23 protein-coding genes are annotated in these 26688 nt (G+C 47.0%); 17 read left to right on the top strand and 6 right to left on the bottom strand.

Annotation, left to right across the window (positions count from 1 at the left end):
* Positions 1 to 19 precede the first annotated feature (19 nt).
* Genes galT through H7F26_RS05785 form a run of 3 tightly spaced genes read right to left on the bottom strand, consistent with a single transcriptional unit; the run spans position 20 to position 3689 of the window.
* Entirely contained in the window at positions 20 to 1507 is a 1488-nt protein-coding gene (gene galT / locus H7F26_RS05795; RefSeq protein ID WP_003177897.1) for a UDP-glucose--hexose-1-phosphate uridylyltransferase, read from the bottom strand.
* Positions 1504 to 2505 carry a UDP-glucose 4-epimerase GalE gene (galE, locus tag H7F26_RS05790; RefSeq protein WP_003177895.1) on the bottom strand — a complete coding sequence of 334 codons (1002 nt, stop codon included), beginning with the start codon at positions 2503 to 2505 and terminating at the stop codon, positions 1504 to 1506. The genes galT and galE overlap by 4 nt, the downstream gene beginning before the upstream one ends.
* Before the next feature lie 14 nt (positions 2506 to 2519).
* Positions 2520 to 3689, bottom strand: a complete 1170-nt coding sequence (locus H7F26_RS05785) for a galactokinase (RefSeq protein ID WP_003177893.1) — start codon at positions 3687 to 3689, stop codon at positions 2520 to 2522.
* A gap of 255 nt (positions 3690 to 3944) precedes the next feature.
* On the opposite strand from H7F26_RS05785, the gene H7F26_RS05780 reads away from it, so the two are divergent.
* The 6 genes from H7F26_RS05780 to H7F26_RS05755 all read left to right on the top strand — a co-directional run bounded on the left by H7F26_RS05780 (position 3945) and on the right by H7F26_RS05755 (position 11996).
* A complete protein-coding gene (locus H7F26_RS05780; protein ID WP_003177891.1) occupies positions 3945 to 4937 on the top strand; it encodes a galactan degradation operon transcriptional regulator GanR in 993 nt (330 codons plus the stop codon).
* A 144-nt stretch (positions 4938 to 5081) separates the two neighbouring features.
* Positions 5082 to 6350, top strand: coding sequence for an arabinogalactan oligomer ABC transporter substrate-binding protein GanS (locus tag H7F26_RS05775; RefSeq protein ID WP_003177889.1), 1269 nt, complete (start codon positions 5082 to 5084; stop codon positions 6348 to 6350).
* 82 nt (positions 6351 to 6432) lie between these two features.
* Positions 6433 to 7689: a galactooligosaccharide ABC transporter permease GanP gene (locus tag H7F26_RS05770; protein WP_003177887.1), complete on the top strand. Its 1257-nt coding sequence runs from the start codon at positions 6433 to 6435 to the stop codon at positions 7687 to 7689.
* A gap of 3 nt (positions 7690 to 7692) precedes the next feature.
* Positions 7693 to 8532: a galactooligosaccharide ABC transporter permease GanQ gene (locus H7F26_RS05765; protein WP_003177884.1), complete on the top strand. Its 840-nt coding sequence runs from the start codon at positions 7693 to 7695 to the stop codon at positions 8530 to 8532.
* 36 nt (positions 8533 to 8568) lie between these two features.
* Positions 8569 to 10623, top strand: a complete 2055-nt coding sequence (locus H7F26_RS05760) for a beta-galactosidase GanA (protein ID WP_003177882.1) — start codon at positions 8569 to 8571, stop codon at positions 10621 to 10623.
* Positions 10624 to 10727: 104 nt separating this feature from the next.
* Positions 10728 to 11996 (top strand): arabinogalactan endo-beta-1,4-galactanase, encoded by a 1269-nt coding sequence (locus H7F26_RS05755; RefSeq protein ID WP_035336689.1) that lies wholly within the window; start codon positions 10728 to 10730, stop codon positions 11994 to 11996.
* Positions 11997 to 12151: 155 nt separating this feature from the next.
* Here the strand turns inward: H7F26_RS05755 and ald are convergent, their stop codons facing one another.
* Entirely contained in the window at positions 12152 to 13282 is a 1131-nt protein-coding gene (ald, locus tag H7F26_RS05750) for an alanine dehydrogenase (protein ID WP_021837836.1), read from the bottom strand.
* A gap of 313 nt (positions 13283 to 13595) precedes the next feature.
* Between ald and H7F26_RS05745 the strand changes: the two genes are divergently transcribed.
* Both H7F26_RS05745 and H7F26_RS05740 read left to right on the top strand, forming a co-directional pair.
* Positions 13596 to 15020, top strand: coding sequence for an alanine/glycine:cation symporter family protein (locus H7F26_RS05745; protein WP_021837835.1), 1425 nt, complete (start codon positions 13596 to 13598; stop codon positions 15018 to 15020).
* Positions 15021 to 15146: 126 nt separating this feature from the next.
* The gene (locus H7F26_RS05740; protein WP_009329990.1) at positions 15147 to 16832 is read left to right on the top strand and encodes a methyl-accepting chemotaxis protein; all 1686 of its coding nucleotides are present in this window, start codon (positions 15147 to 15149) and stop codon (positions 16830 to 16832) included.
* 28 nt (positions 16833 to 16860) lie between these two features.
* On the opposite strand, the gene H7F26_RS05735 is transcribed toward H7F26_RS05740, so the two are convergent.
* Positions 16861 to 17232 carry a YxeA family protein gene (locus tag H7F26_RS05735; protein ID WP_003177872.1) on the bottom strand — a complete coding sequence of 124 codons (372 nt, stop codon included), beginning with the start codon at positions 17230 to 17232 and terminating at the stop codon, positions 16861 to 16863.
* Positions 17233 to 17414: 182 nt separating this feature from the next.
* On the opposite strand from H7F26_RS05735, the gene H7F26_RS05730 reads away from it, so the two are divergent.
* The 8 genes from H7F26_RS05730 to H7F26_RS05695 all read left to right on the top strand — a co-directional run bounded on the left by H7F26_RS05730 (position 17415) and on the right by H7F26_RS05695 (position 25673).
* Entirely contained in the window at positions 17415 to 18122 is a 708-nt protein-coding gene (locus H7F26_RS05730) for a response regulator transcription factor (protein WP_009329989.1), read from the top strand.
* The gene (locus tag H7F26_RS05725; RefSeq protein WP_003177867.1) at positions 18119 to 19126 is read left to right on the top strand and encodes a sensor histidine kinase; all 1008 of its coding nucleotides are present in this window, start codon (positions 18119 to 18121) and stop codon (positions 19124 to 19126) included. Before H7F26_RS05730 ends, H7F26_RS05725 begins: the two co-directional genes overlap by 4 nt.
* 91 nt (positions 19127 to 19217) lie before the next feature.
* Positions 19218 to 19982 carry an ABC transporter ATP-binding protein gene (locus tag H7F26_RS05720; RefSeq protein WP_003177865.1) on the top strand — a complete coding sequence of 255 codons (765 nt, stop codon included), beginning with the start codon at positions 19218 to 19220 and terminating at the stop codon, positions 19980 to 19982.
* Entirely contained in the window at positions 19957 to 21843 is a 1887-nt protein-coding gene (locus tag H7F26_RS05715; RefSeq protein ID WP_017474424.1) for an FtsX-like permease family protein, read from the top strand. Before H7F26_RS05720 ends, H7F26_RS05715 begins: the two co-directional genes overlap by 26 nt.
* A 147-nt stretch (positions 21844 to 21990) precedes the next feature.
* Positions 21991 to 23079 carry an acyltransferase family protein gene (locus tag H7F26_RS05710; protein WP_003177863.1) on the top strand — a complete coding sequence of 363 codons (1089 nt, stop codon included), beginning with the start codon at positions 21991 to 21993 and terminating at the stop codon, positions 23077 to 23079.
* A gap of 183 nt (positions 23080 to 23262) precedes the next feature.
* A complete protein-coding gene (locus H7F26_RS05705; RefSeq protein ID WP_017474425.1) occupies positions 23263 to 23490 on the top strand; it encodes a FeoA family protein in 228 nt (75 codons plus the stop codon).
* On the top strand, positions 23487 to 25499 hold the full coding sequence (gene feoB / locus H7F26_RS05700; RefSeq protein ID WP_016885633.1) for a ferrous iron transport protein B: 2013 nt from the start codon (positions 23487 to 23489) through the stop codon (positions 25497 to 25499). The genes H7F26_RS05705 and feoB overlap by 4 nt, the downstream gene beginning before the upstream one ends.
* A gap of 15 nt (positions 25500 to 25514) precedes the next feature.
* Complete coding sequence (locus H7F26_RS05695) at positions 25515 to 25673, top strand: FeoB-associated Cys-rich membrane protein (RefSeq protein WP_003177856.1); 159 nt, start codon at positions 25515 to 25517, stop codon at positions 25671 to 25673.
* Between the two features lie 21 nt (positions 25674 to 25694).
* Here the strand turns inward: H7F26_RS05695 and H7F26_RS05690 are convergent, their stop codons facing one another.
* Positions 25695 to 26063, bottom strand: coding sequence for a VOC family protein (locus H7F26_RS05690; protein WP_003177854.1), 369 nt, complete (start codon positions 26061 to 26063; stop codon positions 25695 to 25697).
* A 205-nt stretch (positions 26064 to 26268) separates the two neighbouring features.
* Here H7F26_RS05690 and H7F26_RS05685 point away from each other — a divergent pair, with 205 nt between their 5' ends.
* Positions 26269 to 26670, top strand: a complete 402-nt coding sequence (locus tag H7F26_RS05685) for a hypothetical protein (RefSeq protein ID WP_003177850.1) — start codon at positions 26269 to 26271, stop codon at positions 26668 to 26670.
* Positions 26671 to 26688: the final 18 nt, after the last annotated feature.

Genomic DNA, 26688 nt, shown 5'->3' with positions numbered 1-26688 from the left:
TTTTAACACCGGTGAAGCCTTACCCCTGATGATTGACTGTGCGGATAAAGCGCATGAAAGCTTCGCGGTCTTTGAATACTCCGGCGTCCTCAAGGGCTTTGACAAATTTCTTGCCAAGTTCTTTTCGTACAATTGATTCAGCCTGCTCCGGTTCGGACATCTCTCCGTATTCGGTTTTGAGCTGTTCGGCCCATTCCCGGTGATGCGCTTCAACGGCATCTGACTGACCGAGCAGGAATTCTTTCACTGCCGCCAATTCGGTCTTTAAGCGGGGAGGAAGGACGGCCAGGCCCATCACTTCGATTAAGCCGATATTCTCTTTCTTAATATGGTGAACGTCAGCATGCGGATGGAATATGCCGTATGGGTGCTCGGCAGATGTCCGGTTGTTTCTGAGCACAAGGTCGATTTCATAAACGCCGCTCACGTTTCTTGCGATAGGCGTAATCGTGTTATGTGGCGTGCCATCTGTAAAAGCCGAGATATCCGCTTGTTGATCCGAGTAGTTTTTCCAAGTCTGAAAAATATGGTCCGCCGCTTCAACAAGGCTGTTGATCGCAGTTCCTTTCAAGCGGATGACGGACATCGGCCATTTTAAAACGGAAGCTTCGATGGCCGGATGCTGTTTGATTTGAAAGGAGAACGCGCCTTCCGCGCGCGTCATCGCAAACTCATATCGTCCGGCCTGATAATGGTCATGGCTTAAAATAGACCCGCCGACGATCGGCAAATCGGCATTCGATCCGATAAAATAATGCGGAAACAGCTCAGTAAAAGCAAGCAGCCTGTGAAAGGCAAGCTTATCAATTTTCATCGGCCGATGCTGCTCAGAAAATAAAATGCTGTGTTCGTTATAGTAAGCATATGGAGAATATTGAAAATACCAGTTTTCTCCGGCGAGCGGGACTTTAATAATCCTGTGGTTTGCCCGGGCAGGATACCCGATTCGTCCCGCATACCCCTCGTTTTCTTTGCACAGCAGGCACATCGGATAGCTGCGCGATTGTTTTGCAGCGGCGCGTTCCCGTTTGATTTGTTCAGGGTCTTTTTCCGGCTTTGACAAATTGATCGTAATATCCATTGTGCCGTAAGGCGTATCCATCTGATACGAAATATTTTTTTCAATTCGCTTCGTCTGGATATAGTTGCTGTTTTTGCTGAGCTGATAAAAATATTCGGTGGCTGCCAGCGGCGATTGTTCGTATTTCTGCTGGAACACTGCATTGATGACAGAAGGTCTTGCAACAAAGCAGTTCATCACATTTGCCGCCAGCATGTCTTTCGCGTCTAGATCGTCGGTTATCACGCCGTGTTCGACTGCATAGGCTGCGAGTTTTTCCAAAAGGTCTGGGATGGAGTCGCCGGAAGCAGCAGTGGCTTCCTCAGGAAACGATTCCAAGCCCAGCAGATTCATCACTTGGTTGCGCGCGTAGTTCACGTCAGCCGGTTCGATTAACCCTGCTTCAAGCGCTTTTTGAATGAGTCCGGCTATGTCTTGTTCAATCATGTTGACACTTCCTTCCTGTAACCGTTTGGATGCGAGGAATGCCACTTCCATGCATCTTCAATAATCTTTGCTACAGATGTGCGCGAAGGCCTCCAGCCCAGAACTTGCTTTGCCTTGTGAGAGCCGGCAATCAGGATGCTCGGGTCGCCGGCTCTGCGCTTGCCGATCTCGGCGGTAATGTCTTTCCCGGTTGCCTTTCTGGCCGCATCAATCATTTCTTTCACCGAAAATCCTTCGCTGCTGCCGAGATTGAATATATCGCTTTTGCCGCCTTTTCTTAAATAGTCTAATGCCGACAGATGAGCGTCAATGAGGTCTTCAACATGAACATAGTCGCGGATGCATGTGCCGTCGGGCGTATCATAGTCATCGCCGAAAATCGTTATATGCGGTCTTTGGCCGAGAGCGGTCTGCAGGATGAGGGGGACTAGGTGTGTTTCCGGACGGTGGTCTTCTCCGATTTCTCCCGTCTCCCTTGCCCCTGCAACATTGAAGTACCTGAGAGACACAAAGCTGATCCCATGGGCTTCTTCAGTCCGCTTCATGAGCTTTTCCATGATCAGTTTCGTTTCCCCGTAGGTGCTTGTCGGCATTGTCGGCATGTCTTCTGTAATCGGCACCGATTCAGGCTCTCCGTAGACGGCCGCCGTCGAGGAGAATACGATTTTTTTTACATCGTGCTCGAGCATCGCCTGAAGCAAAACCTGTGTTCCGGATACATTGTTGTCGTAATATTTGAGCGGATCTTTCATCGATTCGCCGACAAGTGAACTGGCGGCAAAATGGATCACTTCTTCAATACGTTCCTTTTCGAAAACCGTGCGGAGGAAATCGCGATCGCGCACATCCCCTTCATAAAAGATCGCATCAGGATGTACTGCCTGTCTTTGGCCGGTCTCGAGGTTGTCAACGACAACGACGTTTTCGCCTCTGTCTATTAATTGGTACACGGCGTGTGAACCGATATAGCCGGCACCGCCCAAAACCAACACGCTCATATCCATTCCCCTTTCTATATTTCTTTGGCGCCGTCGCCTATTGCCGCAGTATAAAAAGCGGCATCATAGCCAACCGTTTCGCGGTAGACGGCATTCACGCGTTCTTTAAAGCTGTCTGTCCGGTCTTTTTCTACAATCGCAATCGCACAGCCGCCGAACCCGGCGCCGGTCATGCGGGCGCCAAGGACACCGTCTTGTTCCCAGGCCGCCTGGACAATGGCATCAAGCTCCAGCCCCGTCACTTCATAATCATCCCTTAATGACAAATGGGATTCATTCATCAGCTTGCCAAATCCGGCGAGGTCGCCTTCGCGAAGTTTTTCAAGCGCCTTCAGCGTCCGGGCATTTTCGTAGACAGCATGTTTGGCGCGTTTTTGATTGATTTCATTTCTGATGAGGTGCTGATGGGCTTCAAATCCTTCCATCGTCAATTCGCCCAGGCTTGCGATCGACAACTCCTGTTGCAGATCGCCGAGCGCCTCTTCACATTGGGCGCGCCTTTCATTATATTTAGACCCGGCCAGCGTCCGCTGTTTGTTTGTATTGATGATGATCACATCGTGTTCTTTCAACACGAAGGGAGCGTATGTGTAATCAAGTGTACGGCAGTCTAGCAAAATCGCGTGATCCTTTTTCCCCATGCCGATCGCGAATTGATCCATAATGCCGCTCCCCACGCCAATGTATTCGTTTTCGACTTTTTGTCCGAGCTTCACCATGGAGATCGTGTCTGTCTGCAAATCATAAAGCCCTTTTAACAAAACGCCTGTCGCAAGCTCAATCGATGCGGAAGAAGAGAGGCCCGCTCCGTGCGGAATATTTCCGTAATACAAAATATCGGCGCCGTGAACGATTTGATGGCCTGCCGCTTTCGTCAAAAGGAACATTCCCTTCGGATAATTGGCCCAGCCGTCGGACTGGTCAAAGGCTAAATCGCTCAAGCTGCATTCAATTATTCCTTCGTCAGGGAAGTTCTTTGAATAGAAGCGGATCATTTGATCATCGCGCTTCACGCCAAGGGCATAGGTGCCAAATGAAATCGAGGCGGGGAAAACATGCCCTCCATTATAATCCGTGTGTTCGCCGATTAAGTTGATCCTTCCCGGAGCAAAAAAGGTTCGCGGTGTCTTTTCTGTCTTAAAAATAGAACGAAAGTCGTTTGATAAAGCGGCTGCAGTATTCATATATCCTCCTATTCGTTTGACGTACCAGACTTAATAAATTAATTTAATTAAGTTCAACCCCAGTTTACTACGGGTTTTCGATTGGTGCAATAAAAAGTGTTTTTTCAAATGAAGCGTTTTCATGTAAAATCCTTATTGGCGGGGATAGGGCAATCAGCACTTGACTTTTACGCAAATCAACGTTAAATTAGTAAAATATTTTACTAAAAAATTTGATATTTAAAATAAAGGTGTTCATATGGAGGTTTTACAATCGTGGCGACGATAAAAGATGTTGCAGAAAAGGCGGGGTATTCCATCTCAACGGTTTCCCGCGTATTGAATAACGACGAAAGCCTTTCCGTACCCGATGAGACGCGGGAGAAAATATTTGAAGTGGCGGAAAGCCTGAACTACCGCAAGAAAACGATCAGGACACTGGTAAAAAACATCGCGTTTCTGTACTGGCTGACGGATAAGGAAGAGCTCGAAGACGTGTATTTTAAAACGATGAGGCTGGAAATCGAGAAGCTCGCAAAGCAATTCAACGTCGAACTGGCAACGTATAAAATTTCGGGAGGCATTGACGCCATTCCCGAAAACATAGAAGGATTCATTGCCGTCGGCTCGTTTTCAGATGATGAATTAATCCGATTAAGACAGATGACGCCTCACGGTGTATTTATCGATTCGACGCCTGATCCGAATCACTTTGATTCAGTGAGGCCGGACTTAAAGCAGATGACGAGGAAAACGGTAGATTTTCTCATTGAGAAAGGGCATGAAAAGATCGGCTTTATCGGAGGTACGTACCACAACCCCAATACAGATGAAGACGAAATGGACGTAAGGGAACGAACGTTTCGCGAATATATGAAGGAAAAAGGGCTCTTGGAGGAAAGCTTTATTTTTTGCCGGAGGGGTTTTTCGGTGGAAAACGGCTACCATCTGATGGACAAAGCAGTTGAAACATTGGGAGAAAAGCTGCCGACGGCCTTTTTTACAGCGGCGGATCCGATTGCCGTAGGCTGCCTTCAGGCCTTAAATGAAAAAGGGATCGCCATCCCGGGCAGAGTCAGCATCATCAGCATCAACAACATCAGTGTAGCGAAATACGTATCTCCCCCGCTGACGACATTCCATATCGATATTAAAGAGCTTTGCAAAAACGCTATTGAATTGCTTTTGGAACAAATACTTCAAAAAAGAAAAGCTGTAAAAACGCTATATATCGGTGCCGAACTGGTGGTCAGGAAAAGCACCAATTAAAAAAGCGCGGGCTGCTGTTCACAAGCCGCGCTTTTTTCGTAAAACATTTTACTGGAATAAGTAAAATAATTGTTTACACTTTTCCTAAGACATGCTATATTGTTTTTGTAAAGCGCTTTCACTCCAATAAAAGGAATGAGACAAATGATGAATATGAAAAAATATGTTGGAATCAGCAGTGTCATTGCTCTCAGTTTGTCTTTAACTGCCTGCGGGCCTAAAGAGAGCAGCAATGGAGCATCAGACTCGAAGCAAAAGGAACTCGTGGTCTGGGAAGATAAAGAGAAAAGCGAAGGCATTAAAGATGCCGTCGCCCAATTTGAAAAAGAGCACGGCGTATCTGTCAAAGTCGTTGAAAAGCCTTACGCAAAGCAGATCGAAGACTTGCGGATGGATGGACCGGCGGGAACGGGTCCGGATGTGTTAACGATGCCCGGAGACCAAATCGGGACAGCGGTAACGGAAGGTTTGATCAAGGAATTAAAGGTGGACAAAGAGATCCAATCGATCTATACGGAACCTGCCATGAGATCGCAGGTGACAAACGGCAAGGTCTACGGCCTGCCGAAAGCGGTCGAAACAACGATGCTCTACTATAATAAAGATTTAATTTCTGAAAAAGAACTGCCGAAAACGCTGGATGAATGGTATGAGTATTCCAAAAAAACGGCTGACGGCAAAAAATTCGGCTTCCTGGCGCTGTTTGACCAGATTTATTATGCACAGAGCGTCATGGGAGGGTACGGCGGCTACATTTTTAAAAGCGATGCCGACGGCACTTATGATCCGGCCGACCTAGGCTTGAACAACAAAGGTGCAGTCGAAGGCGCCGAGTACATTCAGAAGTTTTACCAAGAGGGGCTGTTCCCTGCCGGAATTATTGGGGAGCAGGGCATCAATGTGCTGGAATCGCTGTTTACGGAAGGAAAAGCAGCAGCGATCATTTCAGGCCCGTGGAACCTGGAACCGTTCAAAAAAGCGGGTATCAATTACGGGGTTGCCAAGCTGCCTAAACTGTCCAACGGCAAGCATATGAGTTCTTTTGTCGGCGTGAAGAGCTACAATGTAAGCGCTTATTCGAAGAATGCCGATCTAGCCGAACAATTAGTCGTCTTCCTCGCCAATAAAGAAAACTCAAAGAAGAGATATGAGATCACAAAAGAAGTTCCCGCAGTCAAAGAACTGGCGGATGATCCTGCCGTCACAAAAAGCGAAGCGGCTCAAGCCGTTGCCGAGCAATCTCAGTACTCAGAGTTGACACCGAATATTCCTGAGATGAATGAAGTATGGACGCCGGCGGATGCGGCTCTGCAAACAATTGCAACCGGAAAAGCCGAACCGAAAAAAGCGCTTGATCAAGCCGCGGAAACGATACAAGGACAGATCAAAGCGAAGCACAGCGGCAGCAAATAAGCCGCGGGCGGTGGTGTCAAACTTGTCTTAAGTTTGGCGCCATTTATTATAAGCACGTCCATATAAAGAGGTGAAGGAGAAGGTGCAGCATCGCAAAAAAGCTTTACTATTATCAATTATTCCCGGTCTGGGCCAATTCTACAATAAACAATGGATAAAGGGTCTGTTATTCCTTCTTTTAGGCGTCTCGTTCTTTGCGGTTTTTGGCGATTTGCTGAATATGGGGCTGTGGGGCCTGTTTACGCTTGGAACCGAAGTGCCGCGCGACAACTCGATTTTTCTATTGGCAGAAGGCATTATTGCTGTGATTGTCACCTGTTTTGGGCTGGCTGTCTATTACGCCAATTTGCGGGACGCCTACCAAAACGGAAAGAGGCGCGATGAACAAAAGGAGCTCAGTTCACTCAAGGAACAATATCATAATTTAATAGCTCAGGGATATCCGTATCTCATCAGCGGGCCATCGCTGTTCATCCTGGTTTTTGCCGTTGTTTTTCCGATTTTGTTCAGCTTTGCATTAGCTTTTACAAACTATAACCTCTACCATTCTCCGCCTGCCCGCCTTGTCGATTGGGTAGGAATTAAAACGTTTTCCGAAATTTTCACCGTTGATATTTGGCGGTCGACCTTTTTGGATGTTTTAGCTTGGACCATTGTTTGGACGCTTGTCGCTTCCACGCTCCAAGTCGGGTTGGGAATTTTGTTGGCGGTTGTCGTCAATCAGAAGGAAGTCCGCTTTAAAAAAATTTTCCGGACGATTCTTGTCTTGCCTTGGGCCGTGCCCGGTTTTGTTACCATTCTCGTGTTTGCCGGCCTTTTTAATGACAGCTTCGGTGCTTTCAATCATCAAATCCTCGCCGCATTCGGCATCGATCCGATTCCTTGGATGACGAATGCCAATTGGACGAAGCTGGCGCTTATTCTTATGCAGGGCTGGCTCGGATTTCCGTATGTGTTCATTGTAACAACCGGTGTTCTGCAGTCGATTCCGGATGACCTTTATGAAGCGGCGACGATTGACGGAGCGTCTGCGTTTTCGAAATTCAGGCATATTACACTGCCGCTGATTTTAATCGCGATGGCGCCGATTATCATTACGCAATTCACTTTTAATTTTAATAACTTCAATATTATTTATCTATTCAATGGAGGCGGTCCGGCTGTTCCCGGGTCAACAGCGGGAGGAACCGACATCCTGGTGTCCTGGATTTACAAATTGACGATGCAGTCGAGCCAGTACTCTTTAGCCGCCGCATTGACGATCCTGCTGTCGGTCTTTGTCATCTCAATTGCACTGTGGCAGTTCAGACGGACAAATTCTTTCAAAGAGGGGGCTTAACGTATGAAGAAAAGAAGATTCTTTCGGCTCCTTCTGACCTATTCTCTGTTGGCTTTTATGACAGCCGTTATCATATACCCTCTGCTTTGGACGGTGGGGGCCAGCTTTAATCCCGGCAACAGTTTGGTCAGCACTTCTATCATTCCGGCAAATCCGACATTGGATCACTATAAAGAATTATTCGCCGGCAAAGAGAGCCTCCAATACGGGCAATGGTATATAAACTCGCTGAAAATCAGCATCTTTACGATGATCGGATCGGTCATCAGCGTTTCTTTTACAGCTTATGCTTTTTCACGGTTTCGTTTTAAAGGAAGGAAAAACGCTTTAGTTTTATTCTTGCTGCTGCAAATGATTCCTCAATTTTCGGCTTTGGTTGCGCTCTTCGTTTTAGCGCAGATGCTTGGAATGATGAACAGCCATTGGCTGCTGATTTTGCTGTACATCGGCGGGCTCATACCGATGAACACGTATTTGATGAAAGGGTATATGGACTCCATTCCCATCGATTTGGATGAGAGCGCTAAGATTGACGGCGCAAGCAATACAAGGATTTTCCTGCAGATTATTATGCCGCTATCCAAACCGATGATCGCGGTCGTTGCCATGAACGGATTCACCGGGCCGCTCGGGGATTTCGTTTTGTCTTCGACGATATTGCGGACACCGGAGTCGTATACATTGCCGATCGGTTTATACAATTTAGTCAATGAGGTGATGGGAGCCAGCTATACGACGTTTGCCGCCGGCGCTATTTTGATCAGCATACCGGTAGCCGTCATCTTTATCATGCTGCAAAAGAACTTTGTGTCAGGATTGACGGCAGGCGGAACGAAAGGATAGTCCGAAGGAGAAAATGGTCTAAAAAAGGAGAGTATTATGCCAAAAATTTATACGACCCAAGCAAGATACATGCTTCACGGGGGAGACTACAATCCGGATCAGTGGCTTGACCGTCCGGATATTCTTGCAGATGACATCAAGCTGATGAAGCTTGCCCATACGAATACATTTTCAGTGGGGATTTTTTCATGGAGCGCCCTTGAGCCGGAGGAAGGCGTCTATACGTTTGAATGGCTGGATGATATTTTTGAGAGCATTCACCGGAACGGCGGCCGGATTATATTGGCGACACCGAGCGGCGCCCGTCCTGCTTGGCTGTCGCAAAAGTATCCGGAAGTGCTGCGCGTGAATGCTGAACGCGTCAAACAGCTGCACGGCGGAAGGCACAATCATTGCTTCACTTCATACGTATACCGTGAAAAAACGAAAGAGATCAACCGCATGCTGGCTGAAAGGTACGGCAGCCAGCATGCCCTTTTGATGTGGCATGTTTCCAACGAATACGGAGGAGAATGCCATTGTGATCAATGTCAGCACGCCTTCAGAGACTGGCTGAAAAAGAAGTACAACCATGATATTAAATCTTTGAATGACGCATGGTGGACGCCTTTTTGGAGCCACACCTTCAACGATTGGTCACAGATTGAATCGCCGTCTCCGATCGGGGAAAATGCGGTGCACGGCTTGAATTTAGACTGGCGACGCTTCGTCACTGACCAGACGATCTCTTTTTTTCAAAATGAAATCGTTCCGTTAAAGGAAATCACGCCGAATATTCCGATTACGACCAATTTTATGGCGGACACGCATGATTTAATTCCGTTTCAAGGGCTGGACTACAGCAAGTTTGCCAAGCACCTGGACGTGATCAGCTGGGACGCGTATCCCGCCTGGCACAACGATTGGGAAAGCACAGCAGATTTGGCCATGAAAGTCGGCTTTATCAATGATTTGTACCGCAGCCTGAAACAGCAGCCGTTTCTCTTAATGGAATCGACGCCAAGCGCTGTCAATTGGCACGATTTTAATAAAGCGAAACGGCCGGGCATGCACCTCCTGTCTTCTGTGCAGATGATCGCACACGGATCTGACAGCATCCTCTATTTTCAATGGCGGAAATCCCGCGGCTCATCGGAAAAATTTCATGGTGCGGTTGTCGGCCATGACAATTGTTCCGAGAACCGCGTGTTTAAAGAAGTGGCAAAAGTCGGGCAAACCCTTGAAGCGCTGTCTGAAGTCACCGGAACGATCCGGCCTGCGGATGTCGCGATTCTCTACGATTGGGAAAACCATTGGGCCCTCCAAGATGCACAAGGATTCGGGATGAAAACCAAGCGGTATCCCCAAACCCTGCACGAGCACTACCGCGCGTTTTGGGAGCGTGATATTCCAGTCGACGTGATTACGAAGGAACAGGATTTTTCATCGTACCGGCTGCTGATCGTTCCGATGCTTTACTTAGCAAGCGAAGAAACAATCGCGCGCTTAAAGGCATTTGCTGCCAACGGGGGCACATTGGTGATGACCTATATTAGCGGAATCGTCAACGAATCTGATCTGACCTATTTAGGCGGATGGCCAAAAGATCTGCAAGAGATGTTTGGCATGGAGCCTGTTGAAACCGATACACTCTATCCGGGCGATAAAAATGCGGTCCGTTATCAAAACCGGTCGTATGAGCTGAAAGATTACGCGACCGTGCTGAAGCTCAGTACGGCAGATCCCGAGGGATTCTATGAGGACGACTTTTATGCGGACACGACGGCTGTGACGAGCCATCCATACAAACAGGGGAAAACGTATTATATCGGTGCGCGTTTAAGCAGCCAATTTCATCGGGATTTTTATGGAACATTGATTAAAGAGCTTGCGATTCAACCGGCTCTTGACGTGAAACATCAGCCTGGCGTCTCCGTTCAAGTCAGACAGGATGAGGAAAATGACTATATTTTCATCATGAATTTCACGGAAAAACGTCAGCCCGTCGTGTTGGCGTCGGCAGTTAAAGATATGCTGACCGGAGAAACGCTGGCCGGCGAAGTCACATTGGAAAAATATGAGGCCAGAATAGCGGTAAAAGCAAAAGAATAGGCCTGGGAGGACATCCGCTTTAAGGTGGATGTTTCTCCGGGTGAATAATGAAAGCGTTTTCTTTTTGCTTGTGTGTCTATTATGAAAGGGGAGAAGCGAGATTGATGAAGAACGTGCTGGCTGTTTTTGTGGTGCTGATATTTGTTTTGGGCGCATTTGGAACAAGCGGTCCGGCGGAAGCCGCCAGAGATTCAGGGACGGCAAAAAGCGGCCTTTATGTTGAAAAGGTTTCAGGGCTTCGCAAGGATTTTATAAAAGGGGTTGATGTTTCGAGCATCATCGCTTTGGAAGAGAGCGGCGTCGCCTTTTACAATGAATCCGGAAAGAAACAGGATATATTCAAAACGCTGAAGGAAGCAGGCGTCAATTATGTCCGGGTGCGCATATGGAATGATCCCTATGATGCCAACGGCTACGGAGGGGGCAATAATGATCTGGAAAAAGCGATTCAGATCGGAAAACGGGCCACTGCCAACGGAATGAAGCTGCTGGCGGATTTCCACTATTCCGATTTCTGGGCGGACCCGGCGAAACAGAAAGCGCCGAAAGCATGGGCGAACCTAAACTTTGAAGATAAAAAGACGGCGCTTTATCAATATACAAAACAAAGCCTTAAAGCGATGAAAGCAGCGGGCATCGACATCGGCATGGTGCAGGTCGGTAACGAAACAAACGGGGGCCTTGCCGGTGAAACGGATTGGGCGAAGATGAGCCAATTATTCAACGCCGGGAGTCAAGCGGTGCGAGAGACGGATTCGAATATCCTAGTCGCCTTGCATTTTACCAATCCGGAGACGTCAGGAAGGTACGTTTGGATTGCCGAGACGCTTCATCGGCATCATGTAGACTACGATGTGTTTGCAAGCTCGTATTATCCGTTTTGGCATGGCACGCTGAAGAATTTAACATCCGTCCTGACATCTGTCGCAGATACGTACGGCAAAAAAGTCATGGTTGCTGAGACATCTTATACGTATACGGCTGAAGACGGAGACGGACACGGAAATACAGCTCCGAAAAACGGCCAAACGCTGAATTATCCGGTCACCGTTCAAGGGCAGGCGAACGCGGTCCGTGATGTGATTCAAGCGGTCAGCGACGTAGGTGAAGCCGGAATCGGCGTTTTCTATTGGGAACCGGCATGGATTCCGGTAGGACCGGCTCACCGGCTCGAGAAAAATAAAGCGCTTTGGGAGACATACGGATCAGGCTGGGCTACAAGCTATGCTGCTGAATATGACCCGGAAGACGCAGGAAAGTGGTTTGGCGGCAGCGCCGTAGACAATCAGGCATTGTTTGATTTTAAAGGACGTCCATTGCCGTCGCTTCATGTGTTTCAATATGTTGATACGGGAACACCATTCAAAAATTGACTTGTGGCCGGTTTCTTAGATGAAGGCGACGCCGTTTGCCGGAAAGCGGCCTTGAATGTTTAAAGCAGAATGGAAAAAAGGCCGGATATCATCCAGCCTTTTTTCGTGAAAGGACAGTCAGAAAGAGTTGTTAAAATGTTCTCAAGAGAATCCGCTTAACCAGCGGTTACCGTTTGAAATGCATCTTCTACAGATACATATTCATATCCAAGGTCGCGCGCGACGGCCTTGTAGGTGATGCTTCCGTTTGCAACGTTGACGCCGAGAGCGAGCGCCTGATTTTCGGCGACTGCTTGTTCAACGCCTTTATTTGCGATTTGCAAGGCGTAAGGCATGGTGACGTTTGTTAAGCCGATCGTTGATGTACGGGGAACGGCTCCCGGCATATTGGCGACGGCATAGTGGACAACGCCGTGCTTCGTGTAAGTCGGATCGTCATGCGTAGTGATTTTATCAACCGTTTCGATAATGCCGCCCTGGTCAATCGCCACGTCTACAACAACTGAACCTGGCGACATCGACTTGATCATCTCTTCTGTGACAAGCTTCGGCGCTTTTGCACCAGGAATTAAGACGGCGCCGATGACAAGGTCTGAGTCTTTTACGGCTTCCGCAATGTTGAGCGGATTGGACATAAGCGTTTGAATGTCTTTGCCGAACTGGTCATCGAGCTGACGGAGGCGCTCAGCGCTCAAGTCGATCAAAGTGACGTCAGCGCCAAGTCCGACAGCGATTTTGGCAGCGTTCGTACCAACCACTCCGCCGCCGATGATCGTGACTTTGCCGCGTTTTACACCGGGTACGCCCGATAACAGGATGCCTTTGCCGCCTTTTGATTTCTCAAGAAATTGCGCGCCGATCTGCGAAGCCATGCGTCCGGCGACTTCACTCATTGGAGTCAAGAGCGGAAGCGTCCGGTTCACTTCGACCGTTTCGTAAGCGATGGCTGTGACGCCGCTGTCCACAAGCGCTTTCGCAAGCTTAGGTTCAGCCGCTAAGTGCAGATAAGTAAATAAAACAAGTCCTTTTCGGAAATAGCCGTATTCAGAGCTGATCGGCTCTTTCACTTTCATGACCATATCCGCTTTTCCCCACACATCTTTCGCTTCAGCCAAAATGTCCGCCCCGGCTGCTTTGTAGTCGGCGTCCTCGAATCCGCTTCCAAGCCCGGCTCCCTGTTCAATTAAAACTTGATGACCGCTTTTTTTTAGCGCGACTACTTCGGCCGGAGTAATGGCTACACGGTTCTCGTTGTTTTTAATTTCTTTAGGAATTCCAATGATCATGATGTCGTCCCCCTCAAATGAAATATGATTCTACCGCTAGTATAAATCTCTGAATCGGGAAGAGCATCGTGTGTAAAATTAAAAATGTAAGCGCTTTTTTGTGAAATTTAACAAATTGGTGAACGTTGAATAAGGTGAAAGGCTTGAGGAGATAAGTTATCTATTAAAATTTTTTTCTTTAAAAAATAGCTTTGTTAAAAAAACAAATGTAAGCGATTACATTTTGTGTCGTTTCACAAACATAACCATTTTCCATTGTGATAGAATATCTCATGCAGCTATGAAAGCGTTATCTTTGTCAGGAGTGAGTCATATGGATATCTTAGAAATACTAGGCAAGATTAATAAGGTACTATGGGGGCCGCCCAGTTTAATTTTATTATTTGGGACAGGCTTATTTTTAACGATTGTTTTAAAAGGACTGCAATTTCGCCGCCTGATCTATGCGTTTAAGATCGGGTTTGGCAAAGAAGACAGCAAAGACGCGGCTGCCGAAGGGGATGTGAGCCATTTTAAGGCTTTGATGACAGCGCTCGCCGCTACGATCGGAAACGGAAATATCGCAGGTGTCGCGACGGCATTGACACTCGGCGGACCGGGTTCGATCTTTTGGATGTGGGTTGTCGGGCTGTTGGGGATGGCAACGAAATACGCGGAAGCCTTGCTGGCTGTTAAATTCCGCGTAAAAAATGAAAAAGGGGAATATTCAAGCGGGCCGATGTATTATATCGAACACGGACTCGGCCGCAAATTTAAAGGACTCGCCATCGCCTTTGCGCTGTTTGGAGCTTTTGCCGCTTTGGGGATAGGCAACAGTGTCCAATCCAATACGATCGCTGATATTACGAAGAACAGCTTCGGCATCGAAAACTGGGTGACAGGGCTGATTCTCGTCATTCTCGTCAGCGTCATTATCTTCGGCGGCATCCAGCGGATCAGCACCGTTGCCAGCTTCTTTGTGCCGATCATGGCTTTTCTTTACATGGGCGGGGCGATCTTGATTCTGATTTTGAATTATGACAAGATTATTCCGGCTTTTGAGCTGATTTTTTATTATGCTTTCCACCCTGTAGCGGCAGCCGGCGGCTTCCTTGGAATTGCCGTATCTGAAGCGGTTCGGAACGGGGTATCCCGCGGTATTTTCTCAAACGAAGCAGGCCTTGGGACGGCCGCGCTAATCGCCGGAAATGCGCGCGCAGACCATCCGGTAAAACAGGCGCTCGTCGCAATGACCGGGACATTTATCGTGACGATCGTGGTATGTACAATGACCGGTTTAACCCTTATCATTACCGGTTTCTGGGACCCGTCCGGCGGCTTGATATCAGGCGTGGCCCATAATGCCAGCCTGGAAGGCGGGGCATTGACAAGCGCAGCTTTTGCTTCAGTACTCGGCGCGGCAGGCGAATACATTGTGTCTCTGTCGGTCATTTTCTTTGGCTTCTCTACAATTGTCGGCTGGTATGTTTACGGAGAAAAGTGCTTCGAATATTTGGCAGGCGCCAAAGGAATTGCGGGCTACAGGCTGGTCTACATCCTCGCCTGCGGCATCGGGACGGTTGCCAACCTCGTCACCGTCTGGGCGTTTGCCGATATGGCGAATGCGCTGATGATGATTCCAAACCTGATCGCCATCCTGCTGCTTTGGAAAGTCATCAAAGCAGAGACAAATGATTATTTTCACCACTTCTATGAACATACCAAATCGGCGGGCCCGCCAAGTAAACCAATTCATTAAAAGCTCTGCCTTCCCGGCAGAGCTTTTTCTTCGGACGAAATATGTCGATACTATGGAGGGAAGAAGATGTTTGATTTGAAAACTGTTTTTCATCATTGATGACATAAAGGAGAAAGGATCACCATAATGAAAGTGAAAACAAAACTGCTGGGAATCATATCAATTCTAGTCGTTTCAATCCTCGGAATCGGAATCTCCTCTGTTTTTATGATTTCTTCTACGGTGAAAAAGAATGAAGAACTTAAGGACAAGATGGAATTTCAAAAAGAGATTAAGCATATTCAATACCGTCTGACCGGCTTGTCGAATGACGAGAGAGCCCTTATTATGACCGGAGACGATGAATACAGTGAAGGAATGAAGGACAAGGCCGACGATGTTTTAAAGAGTCTTGACCGGGCCGGAAAACTGATCCGGGAAAAATCATACAAAGCGAACGTCGAAGAAATTAAAGAAAACTTCAAGGCTTATTGGGATTTAAATCAACAAGTCATGCAGACTTACGCTTCAAGCCTTAAAAAAGCGGAATCGATCCATTTCGGAGAGGAAAGAACATTAAGAAAAGATGTCCTCGATCCGTCTGTCAATCAGCTGGTCGAAAGCCTGGAACAAGAGGTGGATGATCTGAAAGCAGAGATCAGAGCCAATGGGACGATGAGCGAATGGGTCATCATCGCTGTCACAGGAGTATCAGCGATATTGGGAATTGTTTTGAGTCTGCTGCTCTTGAAGTCTATTCTGGTACCGTTGAGAAGCCTGAATCAGCAGCTTGAGGACATCGCCCACGGCGAGGCGGATTTAACGAAAAAAGTGATCGTCAAAAATAAAGACGAGTTCGGCCAGCTTGCCAATTCTTTCAATGCTTTTGTCCAGTCGCTGACGCAAATTGTGAAGCAGATCAGCAGCTCGTCTGAGCAAGTCGCCGCATCCTCTGAACAGTTGTCCGCAAGCGCGGAGGAATCGAAATCGACTTCCGAACTGATTTCCGAAGAGATGCAGGCGATCGCCGACAGCAACATGACGCAAAGCGAAATGACAGAAAAGAGTTCAGAAGCAATTCATGAATTGCTGGACCGTTTATCATCTGTTGCCTCCAATACAGGCAGCATAGCGGATCTGTCGTCTTCGATGAGAGACAAAGCCGAAATCGGCTCCGAGTCCGTTCATAAAATGCTCGAACAAATGAACTTCATTGATAAGTCAGTCGACTCGGCCGGCAGCGGCCTGCAGGCGCTCGTGTCCAGCACGGCGGAAATCAGCAACATTTCTTCGCTCATCACCGATATTTCGGAGCAGACGAATTTGCTGGCGCTGAACGCGGCAATTGAAGCAGCAAGAGCGGGAGAGCAAGGAAAAGGGTTTGCCGTCGTGGCGGAAGAGGTCCGGAAATTGGCGGACGAAACGAATAAGTCAGCGAACCACATTCAATCATTGGTCACAACGATCCAAAATGAATCGGTAGAAACGGTAAATAATATTAAAGTCGTTCAAGAAAATGTCAGCTCCGGTATAGCTTTGTCGCAGGAGACGACCGGTAATTTCAACGAAATTTTAAACTTGGTGGAACAGGTTGCTTCTCAAATCCAAGAAGTCGCGGCTTCTACTCAGCAGCTGACATCAGGTGTCGAAATGGTTCAAAACACCATTCAAACATTGGCTTCCGGATCACAGGAAACGTCAGCCAGCACAAAAGCGGTTGCTTCCTCAACCCAGGAGCAGCTGGCTTCAATGGAAGAAATCTCATATGCAGCGGAATCGCTGTCCCAATTGGCTGAAGAACTTCAAACCATTATCAATCGATTTAAATATTAAGCAGAAAACCCCATCCGGCGATGGGGTTTTAATTGGTTTTCATGGCAGCCAAAGCGCCCTCGGGGATTTCTTCTTCGTGTACTTCAGTCAAGCTTTTGGCTTTCGTTCCGTACGCCAATACTTTGATGAAAGCGCCGGGATGCAGTTTTTCGTCTGCCTCTGCCTCAATCTGCTGTTTGTGTCCGCTCGCGTCATAGCCGGTTAATGTGTAGTTGTACTTTCCGTTATCCGGCTTTTCTGCATGATCCTCAGCTTTGAGATAATAAGCCTCAGGCTTTCCCTGGCCTTGTATATAATCATCGGCCAGCGGCACAAGGCCTCCTGTCGCTTTCTGCAGGATAAAAACGCCGGCAACGGCGATCAGAACCGCGGCAATCAGGCCGCCCGCCCGTGTCTTCATATACCGTCTCCTCTTTCATTCAGTTTTGTGGATGGTATTATTTTATAAAAAAGCGCAGAGAGAAGATATTGATTCCTATTACAATACACTTACATGATTGTAAGGTAGGATGGATCGCGGCAGTTTTTGTTTATCAGACCGCTTCGTGTCATAATATATCCAAACCAAAAGGAGAGACCGAGATGCAAAAAGTGATGATTGTAGAAGACGACCCGAAAATTGCAGATTTGTTAAAATTGCATATTGTCAAATACGGATACAACGTTCATGTAGTGAAAGACTTTGACCGTGTCATGGATGAGTTCAGAAGCACGGCGCCTGATCTTGTTCTGCTTGATATTAACCTGCCGAGCTTTGACGGCTACTACTGGTGCCGGCAAATCCGCCAGGAATCGATTTGCCCCGTCTTGTTTATTTCTGCGCGGACAGGTGAAATGGATCAGGTGATGGCATTGGAAAACGGCGGAGATGACTTTATCACCAAGCCGTTTCACGCCGAGATCGTCATGGCAAAAATACGCAGCCAGCTTCGCAGGGCTTACGGCGAATACGCGGCGAAGGCGGAGGAACGGCTGCTGGAAAAAGAAGGGCTGCGGCTGTATCCGGAAAGACTTGAACTGACATTTGCCGGTCAAACGGCTGCTTTGACGAAAAAAGAAGCGGATATTATTGAAAGCTTAATGGAACGCCATCCGAGAATTTCAGGCCGCGAAGATTTGCTGGCCAAGCTGTGGGATGATCAGGCATATGTGGATGAAAACACGCTTAATGTCAACATTACGCGCGTCAGAAAAAAGTTTCAGGAGCTCGGTATTGAAGATGCAGTGGAAACAGTGCGGGGCGCGGGCTATCGCTTGAATGTATCCTGGGTGAAGGCGGGAGAGGAATGAAGCTTTTTTTCAAAGAGCACTATTTGTTGATTGCCGTGCAGGCGCTGCAGTTTATCACAATGCTGTCAGTGTACTGGCTTGATGGGTATCAGCACATCAGACCGGCTTTTTATGCCGTTTTTCTCGGCTTTTTCTTTCTTGGCTTCTATCTTTTCTACCATTACTATACGCGCCGGAAGTTCTACAAACGGATGACGAGCGGGCTGGAGTCATTGGATGACACCTTCAGGCAATCGAATCAGCCCCAATCCCCTTTGTCGGAAGCGCTTGAACAGCTGCTGAAAAGCCAGTACAAGCAATACCGCCAAGAATTAAAGAAGCTGGAGCTTGGCCAAAAAGAGCATTTGACTTTCATGGATCAATGGGTGCACCAAATGAAGACGCCGTTGTCGGTCATCGAACTGACGGCTCAAAATTTGGATGAACCGGAATCATCCAGCATCCGCGAGGAGACCGAGCGGATGAAAACGGGCCTCAATACGATTCTCTATATGGCCAGACTGCGGACGATCGAACAGGATTTCCGTATAAAACCGGTCGCATTGGCGGATATCGTTCACGAGGTCAATCGCGAAAATAAGCGCTTTTACATTCGCAGTCAAGTTTATCCTAAGTTCAAAGAAATCAAAAAAGGCATCACCGTCGAAACAGATGAAAAGTGGCTGTTTTTCATCATTTCCCAGTTTGTCAACAATGCGGTCAAATATTCGGCGGGGAAAAGCAATACAGTCATTATTTCTGTATACGAAAATGATTCGGAAGCGGTATTGGAAGTGGCAGATTTCGGCGCCGGCATCCCGGATACAGATCAAAAGCGGGTTTTCGACCCGTTTTTCACAGGAGAAAACGGACGCCGTTTCAGAGAATCGACCGGAATGGGTCTTTACTTGGCAAAATCGGCGGCTGACCAGCTCGGCCACCGGATCGAACTTGATTCACAAGAAGGGAAAGGCACGACAATTCGGCTGATTTTCACGGCTACGCAAAACCTTACATCGATGTAATGAAAGTGAAAGAAGAATCGATAGTTCATCAACAAGAGATTTAGGTAAACTGGTCACAGATCGAAAGTTAAAGGTGAAAGGAGATCTTGTGATGCTTCAGGTCAAACAAGCCAGTAAGATTTACGAAGGAAAAATTGCGTACCGCGCGTTAACAGATATTAACCTAACAATTGATAAAGGTGAATTCGTCGGGATCATGGGGCCGTCGGGAAGCGGAAAAACGACCCTATTAAATATGATTGCAACGATCGATGAGCCGACGACGGGCGAAATATTGATCAGCGGCCAAAACCCGCATGTTCTCAAAAAAGAAAAATTGGCTAAATTTCGCCGCAGAGAGCTGGGATTTGTGTTTCAGGACTTTAATCTTCTGCCGACATTAACCGTTGAAGAAAATATCGTACTTCCTTTGACGCTTGACGGCGAAAAGGTCAAGGAAATGAAGCGGAGGGCAAACGAATTGGCCGAAAAGCTCGGGATTACCCAGATCATGAAAAAGCGCACATATGAGATATCGGGCGGTCAGGCCCAGCGCGCCGCTGTAGCAAGAGCGATGATTCATTCGCCGAAGCTTCTGCTTGCCGATGAGCCGACAGGCAACCTTGATTCAAAGTCATCCAAAGATGTGATGGAAATGCTTGAGTCGATCAACCGCAATGAAAAAGCGACCATGATGCTTGTCACGCATGACCCTCAGGCGGCAAGCTATTGCAACCGGGTCGTCTTTATTAAGGACGGAAAGCTGTATTCGGAGATCAACCGCGGCGATAACCGCCAAGCGTTTTTCCAAAAGATTCTCGATACACTGTCCTTGTTGGGAGGGGATGCAAATGACCTTTCGTCAGTTCGCGTTTAACAATGTCATTCGCAACAAAAGGCTGTATGCCGCTTATTTTCTCAGCAGCATGTTTACGGTGATGGTTTTTTTCGCATTTGCGATTTTTGCTTTCCACCCGGTGATGACCAGTGATTCTTTGACTTCCGGCATCGGGCAGCATGCATCCTTTGGCCTGCTGGTCGCCGGCGGCATTATTTTTGTCTTCTCTTTTTTCTTTGTGCTGTACTCGATGAGTTCATTTCTTCAATCGAGAAAAAAGGAATTCGGCGTTTTAATGATTCAAGGGATGTCGATGCGCCAAATTCGCATGATGGTATTTCTTGAAAATATGCTGATTGGATTTTTTGCGACAATCGGCGGGATTGTGCTCGGGCTCGTCTTCGCCAAATTGATACTGCTCACTGCGGAAAATGTCCTGATTATTGATAACAAGCTCGATTTTTACTTCCCGTTGATGGCGATGATTGTGACGTTTATTTCTTTTAACGGTCTGTTCTTATTTATCTCTTTTCTTGTGTCGTTTGTGCTCAGGAGCGAGAAGCTGATTGTTCTGTTAAAAGGGAACAAAATCTCCAAAGGGGAGCCGAAAGCATCTGCCTTGCTTACGCTGGTTGCTGCTGTGCTGCTTGCCGGAGGCTATTACACCGCTTTGATTGTCAAAGAAGGAGGCGTTCTTGTGGCGATGGTGCCGGTGACGATTGTTGTCATTATCGGCACATATCTGCTGTTTACGCAGCTGAGTGTTTATGTGATCCGCAGGCTCAAAAAACGGGAAACCCTGTTTTGGCGGAAAACGAATATGATTTTGTTTTCTGATCTGTCTTACAGGATGAAAGACAATGCGCGGACGTTTTTTATGGTGGCCATTATCTCTACTGTCGCATTCAGCGCCATTGGGACGCTGTACGGTTTCCAAACTCTGGTGACAAACGGAATTAAAGAGATGAACCCGCATACGTTCTCATATAAGCCGCCGGAAACAAACAAACACATCGAAAAAGACGTGGCTTTCATCAATGACACACTGGATGAAAGAAATATCAAAACAGACAAAGCTTCAGCTGTCCTTCAATATTTCGATGTCGGCGGCAATGACATGCTGATTGTGAAAGAATCTGACTATAACAAGTTTGCCGATCTCGTCGGAGCCGACCACGTCAAGCTTGAAGACGGAAAAGCGGCGGCTGCCGAGTATGAGGTCAAGATCGGCTTAGAGGGAGATGATGACCAGCAGCTCCCTTCGTCAATCCCTTTTGCAAATGGAAAACAACTGAAGGCTGATCAAACGATCCGTTCAAAAGCGTTATCTGAACCCAGCTATTATATTGTGACAGACAAAGATTTCGCACAGCTGAAAAAACCGAAAAGCGAAAACCGGTTCTATGCATGGCAGGCAAAAGAAGCTGACGGCATGGCTTTAGTGAAAGCCGGGGAGGCTTTGCAAAAGAAACTGGATTACATGTATTTCGGGGCTGTAGATTATGAGGTATATAATATAAGCAAAGGGTATGGCCCGATATTATTTGTCGGACTGTTTATCGGAATCGTCTTCTTCGTTTCAGCAGGAAGCTTCCTCTATTTCCGGTTGTACACTGATTTGGACGATGATAAGCAGAAATTCAAATCGATTGCCAAAATGGGCTTAACAGACCGCGAACTGCATAAAGTGCTGAACAGGCAGATCGGCATCTTGTTCTTCGCGCCTATCGCTGTTGCCCTTGTCCATGGAGCTGTGGCGCTGACCGCTTTATCGCATGCCTTTCAGTACAACCTCTTCAAGGAATCTGCAATGGTGCTCGGCGTGTTCTTCGCCATCCAGGTCATATATTACTTCATCGTCCGCTTCTACTATACAAAACAGATAAAAGCGGCGATTTAAAAAAGATTAGACTACGTGTCTAATCTTTTTTTTATACTTGCAGCCGGCAAATTTGGGATAAACATACCTATGTATTTTGCCTCTTCCTTCATTTGGATGATTATGTTAATTTGATATTATTTCAAATTTGAAAGAGGAGTGATCGATTTGCAAGTAAAAGAAATTTTTGTCATTCGCTGCATCTCCTGTTTAAGCGTTGTTTTGCTTCATGCGATATCAATGGTGCTCATGGTGCGGGCGGACATGCTCGGAGATGCGGTTTTCCGGGTTGTTGAATCTTTCAGAACGCTCCTGATGTTCAGTACGCCGGCGTTTATTTTCATTTCCGAATTTTTGCTCGCGCATGCCTATCCTGGTGGTGTTCCGGAAGGGTTTTTAAAAAAGCGGTTTAAAACAATTTTCATCCCTTTTCTATTTATCGCTGTTTTGGATGCTTTTATGACCGCAGGTCTGATGATGCAGCAATTTCATGCATCGGTCATTATTAAAAAACTGTTGGCGAATATATTCTTGGGGAATTTCATCGGTTACTTCATTCTCGTCATTTTTCAATTTTACTTGCTGCACATGTGCTTCCATTCATTTTTGCAAAAGGCTTCGCCTAAATGGGTGCTTTCGATTTCTTTTGCGGTCACAGCGGCTTATTTGAGCTATTTCACGTTCATTCAACCTCCGGTCGTTCAGGAGGAGGCGCCGTTTCCTTTTTCGTGGGTGCCGTTTCCCGGCTGGCTCTTTTACTTTTGTTTGGCCTATTATTGCGGCAAGAATTACGAGCGCTTTTTGGCATTGCTGGAACGGTACAGGCATGCGGTGTATGCGGCGGCTGCTGTGACCGGATGTTTCATTGTAGCGGTTTCCTACTTCGGCCAAGACATCGCGGTGACGTCAAAGCGTCCGGATATCCTGCTTTATTCGACAAGCATCATTTTCTTATGCTTCCACCTGTTTTCAAAACTGAAGTCGGTACCGAAGCTGATTATGATGATCAGCAACTATTCTTTTTCTATTTATTTACTGCACGCTTTTATCCTGATTTTCGGGTTGGTCATCTTAACCGCCCTTGACAGCATCGGTACGGTATCGGCTGTTTTGCTTTTGTTTTTCATTTCTACAGGCGCTGCGGTTTTCATATCCTGGGCCGTCAATAAATTGAAGTACGGCTATATGTTTGTCGGAAAAATTTATGTGCCGAAAAAGAGGCGAATGGAGCAAAAAGTGCGCCATCATGCAGGTTAACGACATAACTTGATAGAGCGAAAAGCCAGAGCGAAAGATTGTATCGCCGGGGTTTTTCGCTTTTTTATATTCTCATAAAAATGTTCCGGTTTTGACACATCTCCTTTTAAATGGAAGGTGACTTATTGCCTATAATCATATTATGATAACGATTATCATTTTCAGAATACGGAGGCCTCAACGATGGTTTTAGCCGAATTAAAACAAAAAGAGAGAGCAAGAATCATAGATTTTTCAGACGTGAATGAACTTGTTCAGCTCAGACTCATACAGCTCGGAATGAAAGAAGATGATGAAATTTGCGTGAAGCGCAAATTGCCGTTTGGCGGTCCGTTCATGTTCGAGTCAGGCGGGCAGTGTCTCGGCATACGGCTTGGAGAAGCAAAAAAGATCAGGATTGAAAAGCTATGAACAGCCGGCAGATTGCCCTTTTCGGAAACCCGAATACGGGGAAGACGTCATTGTTTAATGCGCTGACAGGCTCCTATGAGTATGTCGGAAACTGGAGCGGGGTGACTGTTGAGAAAAAGGTGGGGCTGCTCCGTCATAAACAAGGAATGATAGTCGATCTCCCCGGTGTTTATACATTGAGTCCGCTGTCCCGCGATGAAGGGGTTGTCACAGACTTCCTGCTCAATGATTCATTTTCAGATATATTGAATATTGTCGATGCATCACAGTTAAAGCGGAACTTGCACTTAACCGTGCAGCTCCTGGAATTTGGGCATCCGCTTACGATCGGTTTAAATATGATCGATGTCGCAGGACAGCGCGGCGTCTTCATTGATCATCAAAAAATGTCTGATGCGCTAGGTGTTCCGGTAATTCCTGTGATTGCCCGCAGCGGCAAAGGATGTGATGAACTGAGCAGGCATTTGCTTTTTGAAAAGGAAAAGAGGGCGGAGCCGCTCGTCATCAATTACGGAAGCGCAGTGGAAGAAGCGATTGGCCGGATCGAATCGATCATACCCGAACTCCCCGGCGTTTTAAAGCGCTGGATGGCCCTTCAATATTTGGAAGGCAACTCGAAAATGAAAGAACAGCTGGAGGACGCGGCCGACAGCGAAAGATTAAAGGAAATTTACGAGGAGACCGAAAAACGCCTTCATCAGGAGCATTCCGTAAGATCGCTGCATCAGCATATTTACAATGAGAGATCGCGATGGATTGACCGCATCTTGTCAACTTCTGTGCAATATCAGTCAGAGCGAAAACTGACGCTGACTGAACGCGTGGATCAGATCGTAACGCATCAGGTGCTTGGCATCCCGATTTTTTTGTTGTTCATGTATCTCATGTTCATGCTGACGTTTGATTGGTTTGGCGTTCCATTGTCTGATGCACTGGACGGTTTCATCGGGGGACCGCTGACGGAATGGACGGCCTCGGCGCTGTCGGCAATGGGAGCCAGCCCGTTTATCGAGGCGCTTATTCTCGATGGGATTATTGCCGGTGTCGGCGGTGTGCTCGTGTTCGTCCTGCAGATCTTTATCCTGTTTTTCTTCATTTCGGTGCTTGAAGATTCAGGATATATGGCGCGTGTGGCCATGGTGATGGACCGCCTGATGGAGGCGATCGGTTTAAACGGCAAAGCCTTTATTCCGCTGATTATCGGCTTCGGCTGCAATGTTCCCGGCGTCATGGCTGCGCGGACTGTAGAGCAGCCTAAGGAAAGACTCTTGACGATTATGCTGACGCCATTTATGTCCTGTTCGGCAAGGCTGCCGGTTTATGCTCTGTTTGCAGGGGCTTTTTTCGCGGCCCACCAGGCTTTCGTCGTCCTTTCCTTGTATGTGCTGGGCATCGCCGCAGCGCTGGTGCTGGCGAAGTTTTTATCCTCATCCAAGCTCAAAGAAGAAAAGTCGTTCTTCGTGATTGAACTGCCGCCGTACCGTTTGCCTCAAGCGCGTACATTGTGGCGGGCAACATGGGAGAAGGGCAAAGGCTTCGTCCGCAAAGCCGGCACTTACATTTTTGGCGGGTCTGTCCTCATTTGGCTTCTGTCGTATACGGGACCCGGCGGAACGGACGTTGCGATGGATGACAGTTTTTTAGCGATGATCGGGGGAGTGCTCGCACCGCTATTGCTGCCGCTGGGATTCGGCACATGGCAGGCAGCGGCATCACTATTAACCGGTTTTCTCGCGAAGGAAGTTGTCGTTGCTTCGATGAGCATCATCTATTTTGTACCCGAAGCCCAGCTGCAAGGCATGATGGCTGAACAATTTACACCGTTGGCCGCTTACGGATTTATGGCTTTCGTGCTTTTATACGTACCATGCCTCGCGACAGTAGCGGTGATTAAAAAAGAAACAAACTCGAAAAAGTGGATGTTCTTGTCCATTGTTTACGGACTGGCCATTGCATATGCGATCGCGTTCCTGATTTATCAGGGCGGACGACTGCTTGGGTTATCATAGGAAGGATGTGACAGCATGCTGTTTAATATTACGATCGGAGCGCTTATCTTTAGTTATGCGGCATGGACGCTTATAAAATTTGTCAAACGAAGCCGGAAAGGAAAATGCGCCGCCTGTGAATTAAATCGCACCTGTCAATCGGCTTGTGATGATGTAAAAACGAAAAACAGCTGAGGGATCAGCTGTTTTTCATTTTTATATGTTCACCTCACTCATCAAAGCTAGGGTATTTCCTTCGGTATCTTCAAAGAAGGCCACCCAGGTTTCCGTTTGCTCGATTTTCGCCACCACATGCGGCTCTATTGGAAAAGAGACGCCTTTTGTTGCAATTTCATCATATACAGCCGGCAAATCTTCAACTTGAAAATAAATGACGGAGCCTGCATGAGCAAATTCGTCTTTTTCCGGAAGGCTGAGAAGAAGCCGCACTTCGCCGCACTCAAAGAAAGCCATGCGATCTGTCTGAAATAAAAGGGACAGGCCCAATACATCCTGATAAAATGCCGCAGCCCGCTCCAAGTCTTGAACCGGCACCCCGATTTGTCCAACCTTTTCAATTCCCATCATCATCTCTCCTTTTTTTGTTATTATTTTCATTTTCACACACTTGATTCCATATATTTTTTCGATGCATTTTTTGTTTCACGTGAAACAGGAGTGATGGGCTGAAGCAGCGGCATGCGTGTCAAATCATTGTTTTTATGGATGATTATTGTTAACATGGCTTCTGTTTGTTTTAATGGAAAACAATAGAAAGGAGGCGAACATAATGAATGAAAATAAAAAGGCTGAACAGGAGAGAAAAATTGGATTTGAAGGGTTTGTGCTCCTTCTTTCACTGATTTTTATTTCCATTTTTATCACGACAGCATACGAAATACCGAGCAATCTGTTGCTGATCATTCTATTTTTCATCGGCAGCGGCTACTATTCTATTAGGCTCGTGAGCAAAGGTCTGTTGAGAAAAAAGAGGGGACTCGGCTTTAAAGCTGCGTTTTCTGCCTTTGTCGTTTGGATGGCATTATCTTTTTTGTTTCATGACATTTCATATCCATTTAGTTTGAAAGGGTTATTATTTCAAATCATGATGTTTTTTCTTTTCTACATTCCTTTCTATTTGATCTTTCAATTTGCTTTTAGGTTTTCAAGCATTCAAGAAAGAAAACAATAAAAAAAGCTGGAAATTCCA

This window comes from Bacillus sp. PAMC28748, from assembly GCF_014250415.1.
Lineage (GTDB): Bacteria > Bacillota > Bacilli > Bacillales > Bacillaceae > Bacillus > Bacillus licheniformis.
This window is presented reverse-complemented; position numbering and strand designations above follow the sequence as displayed.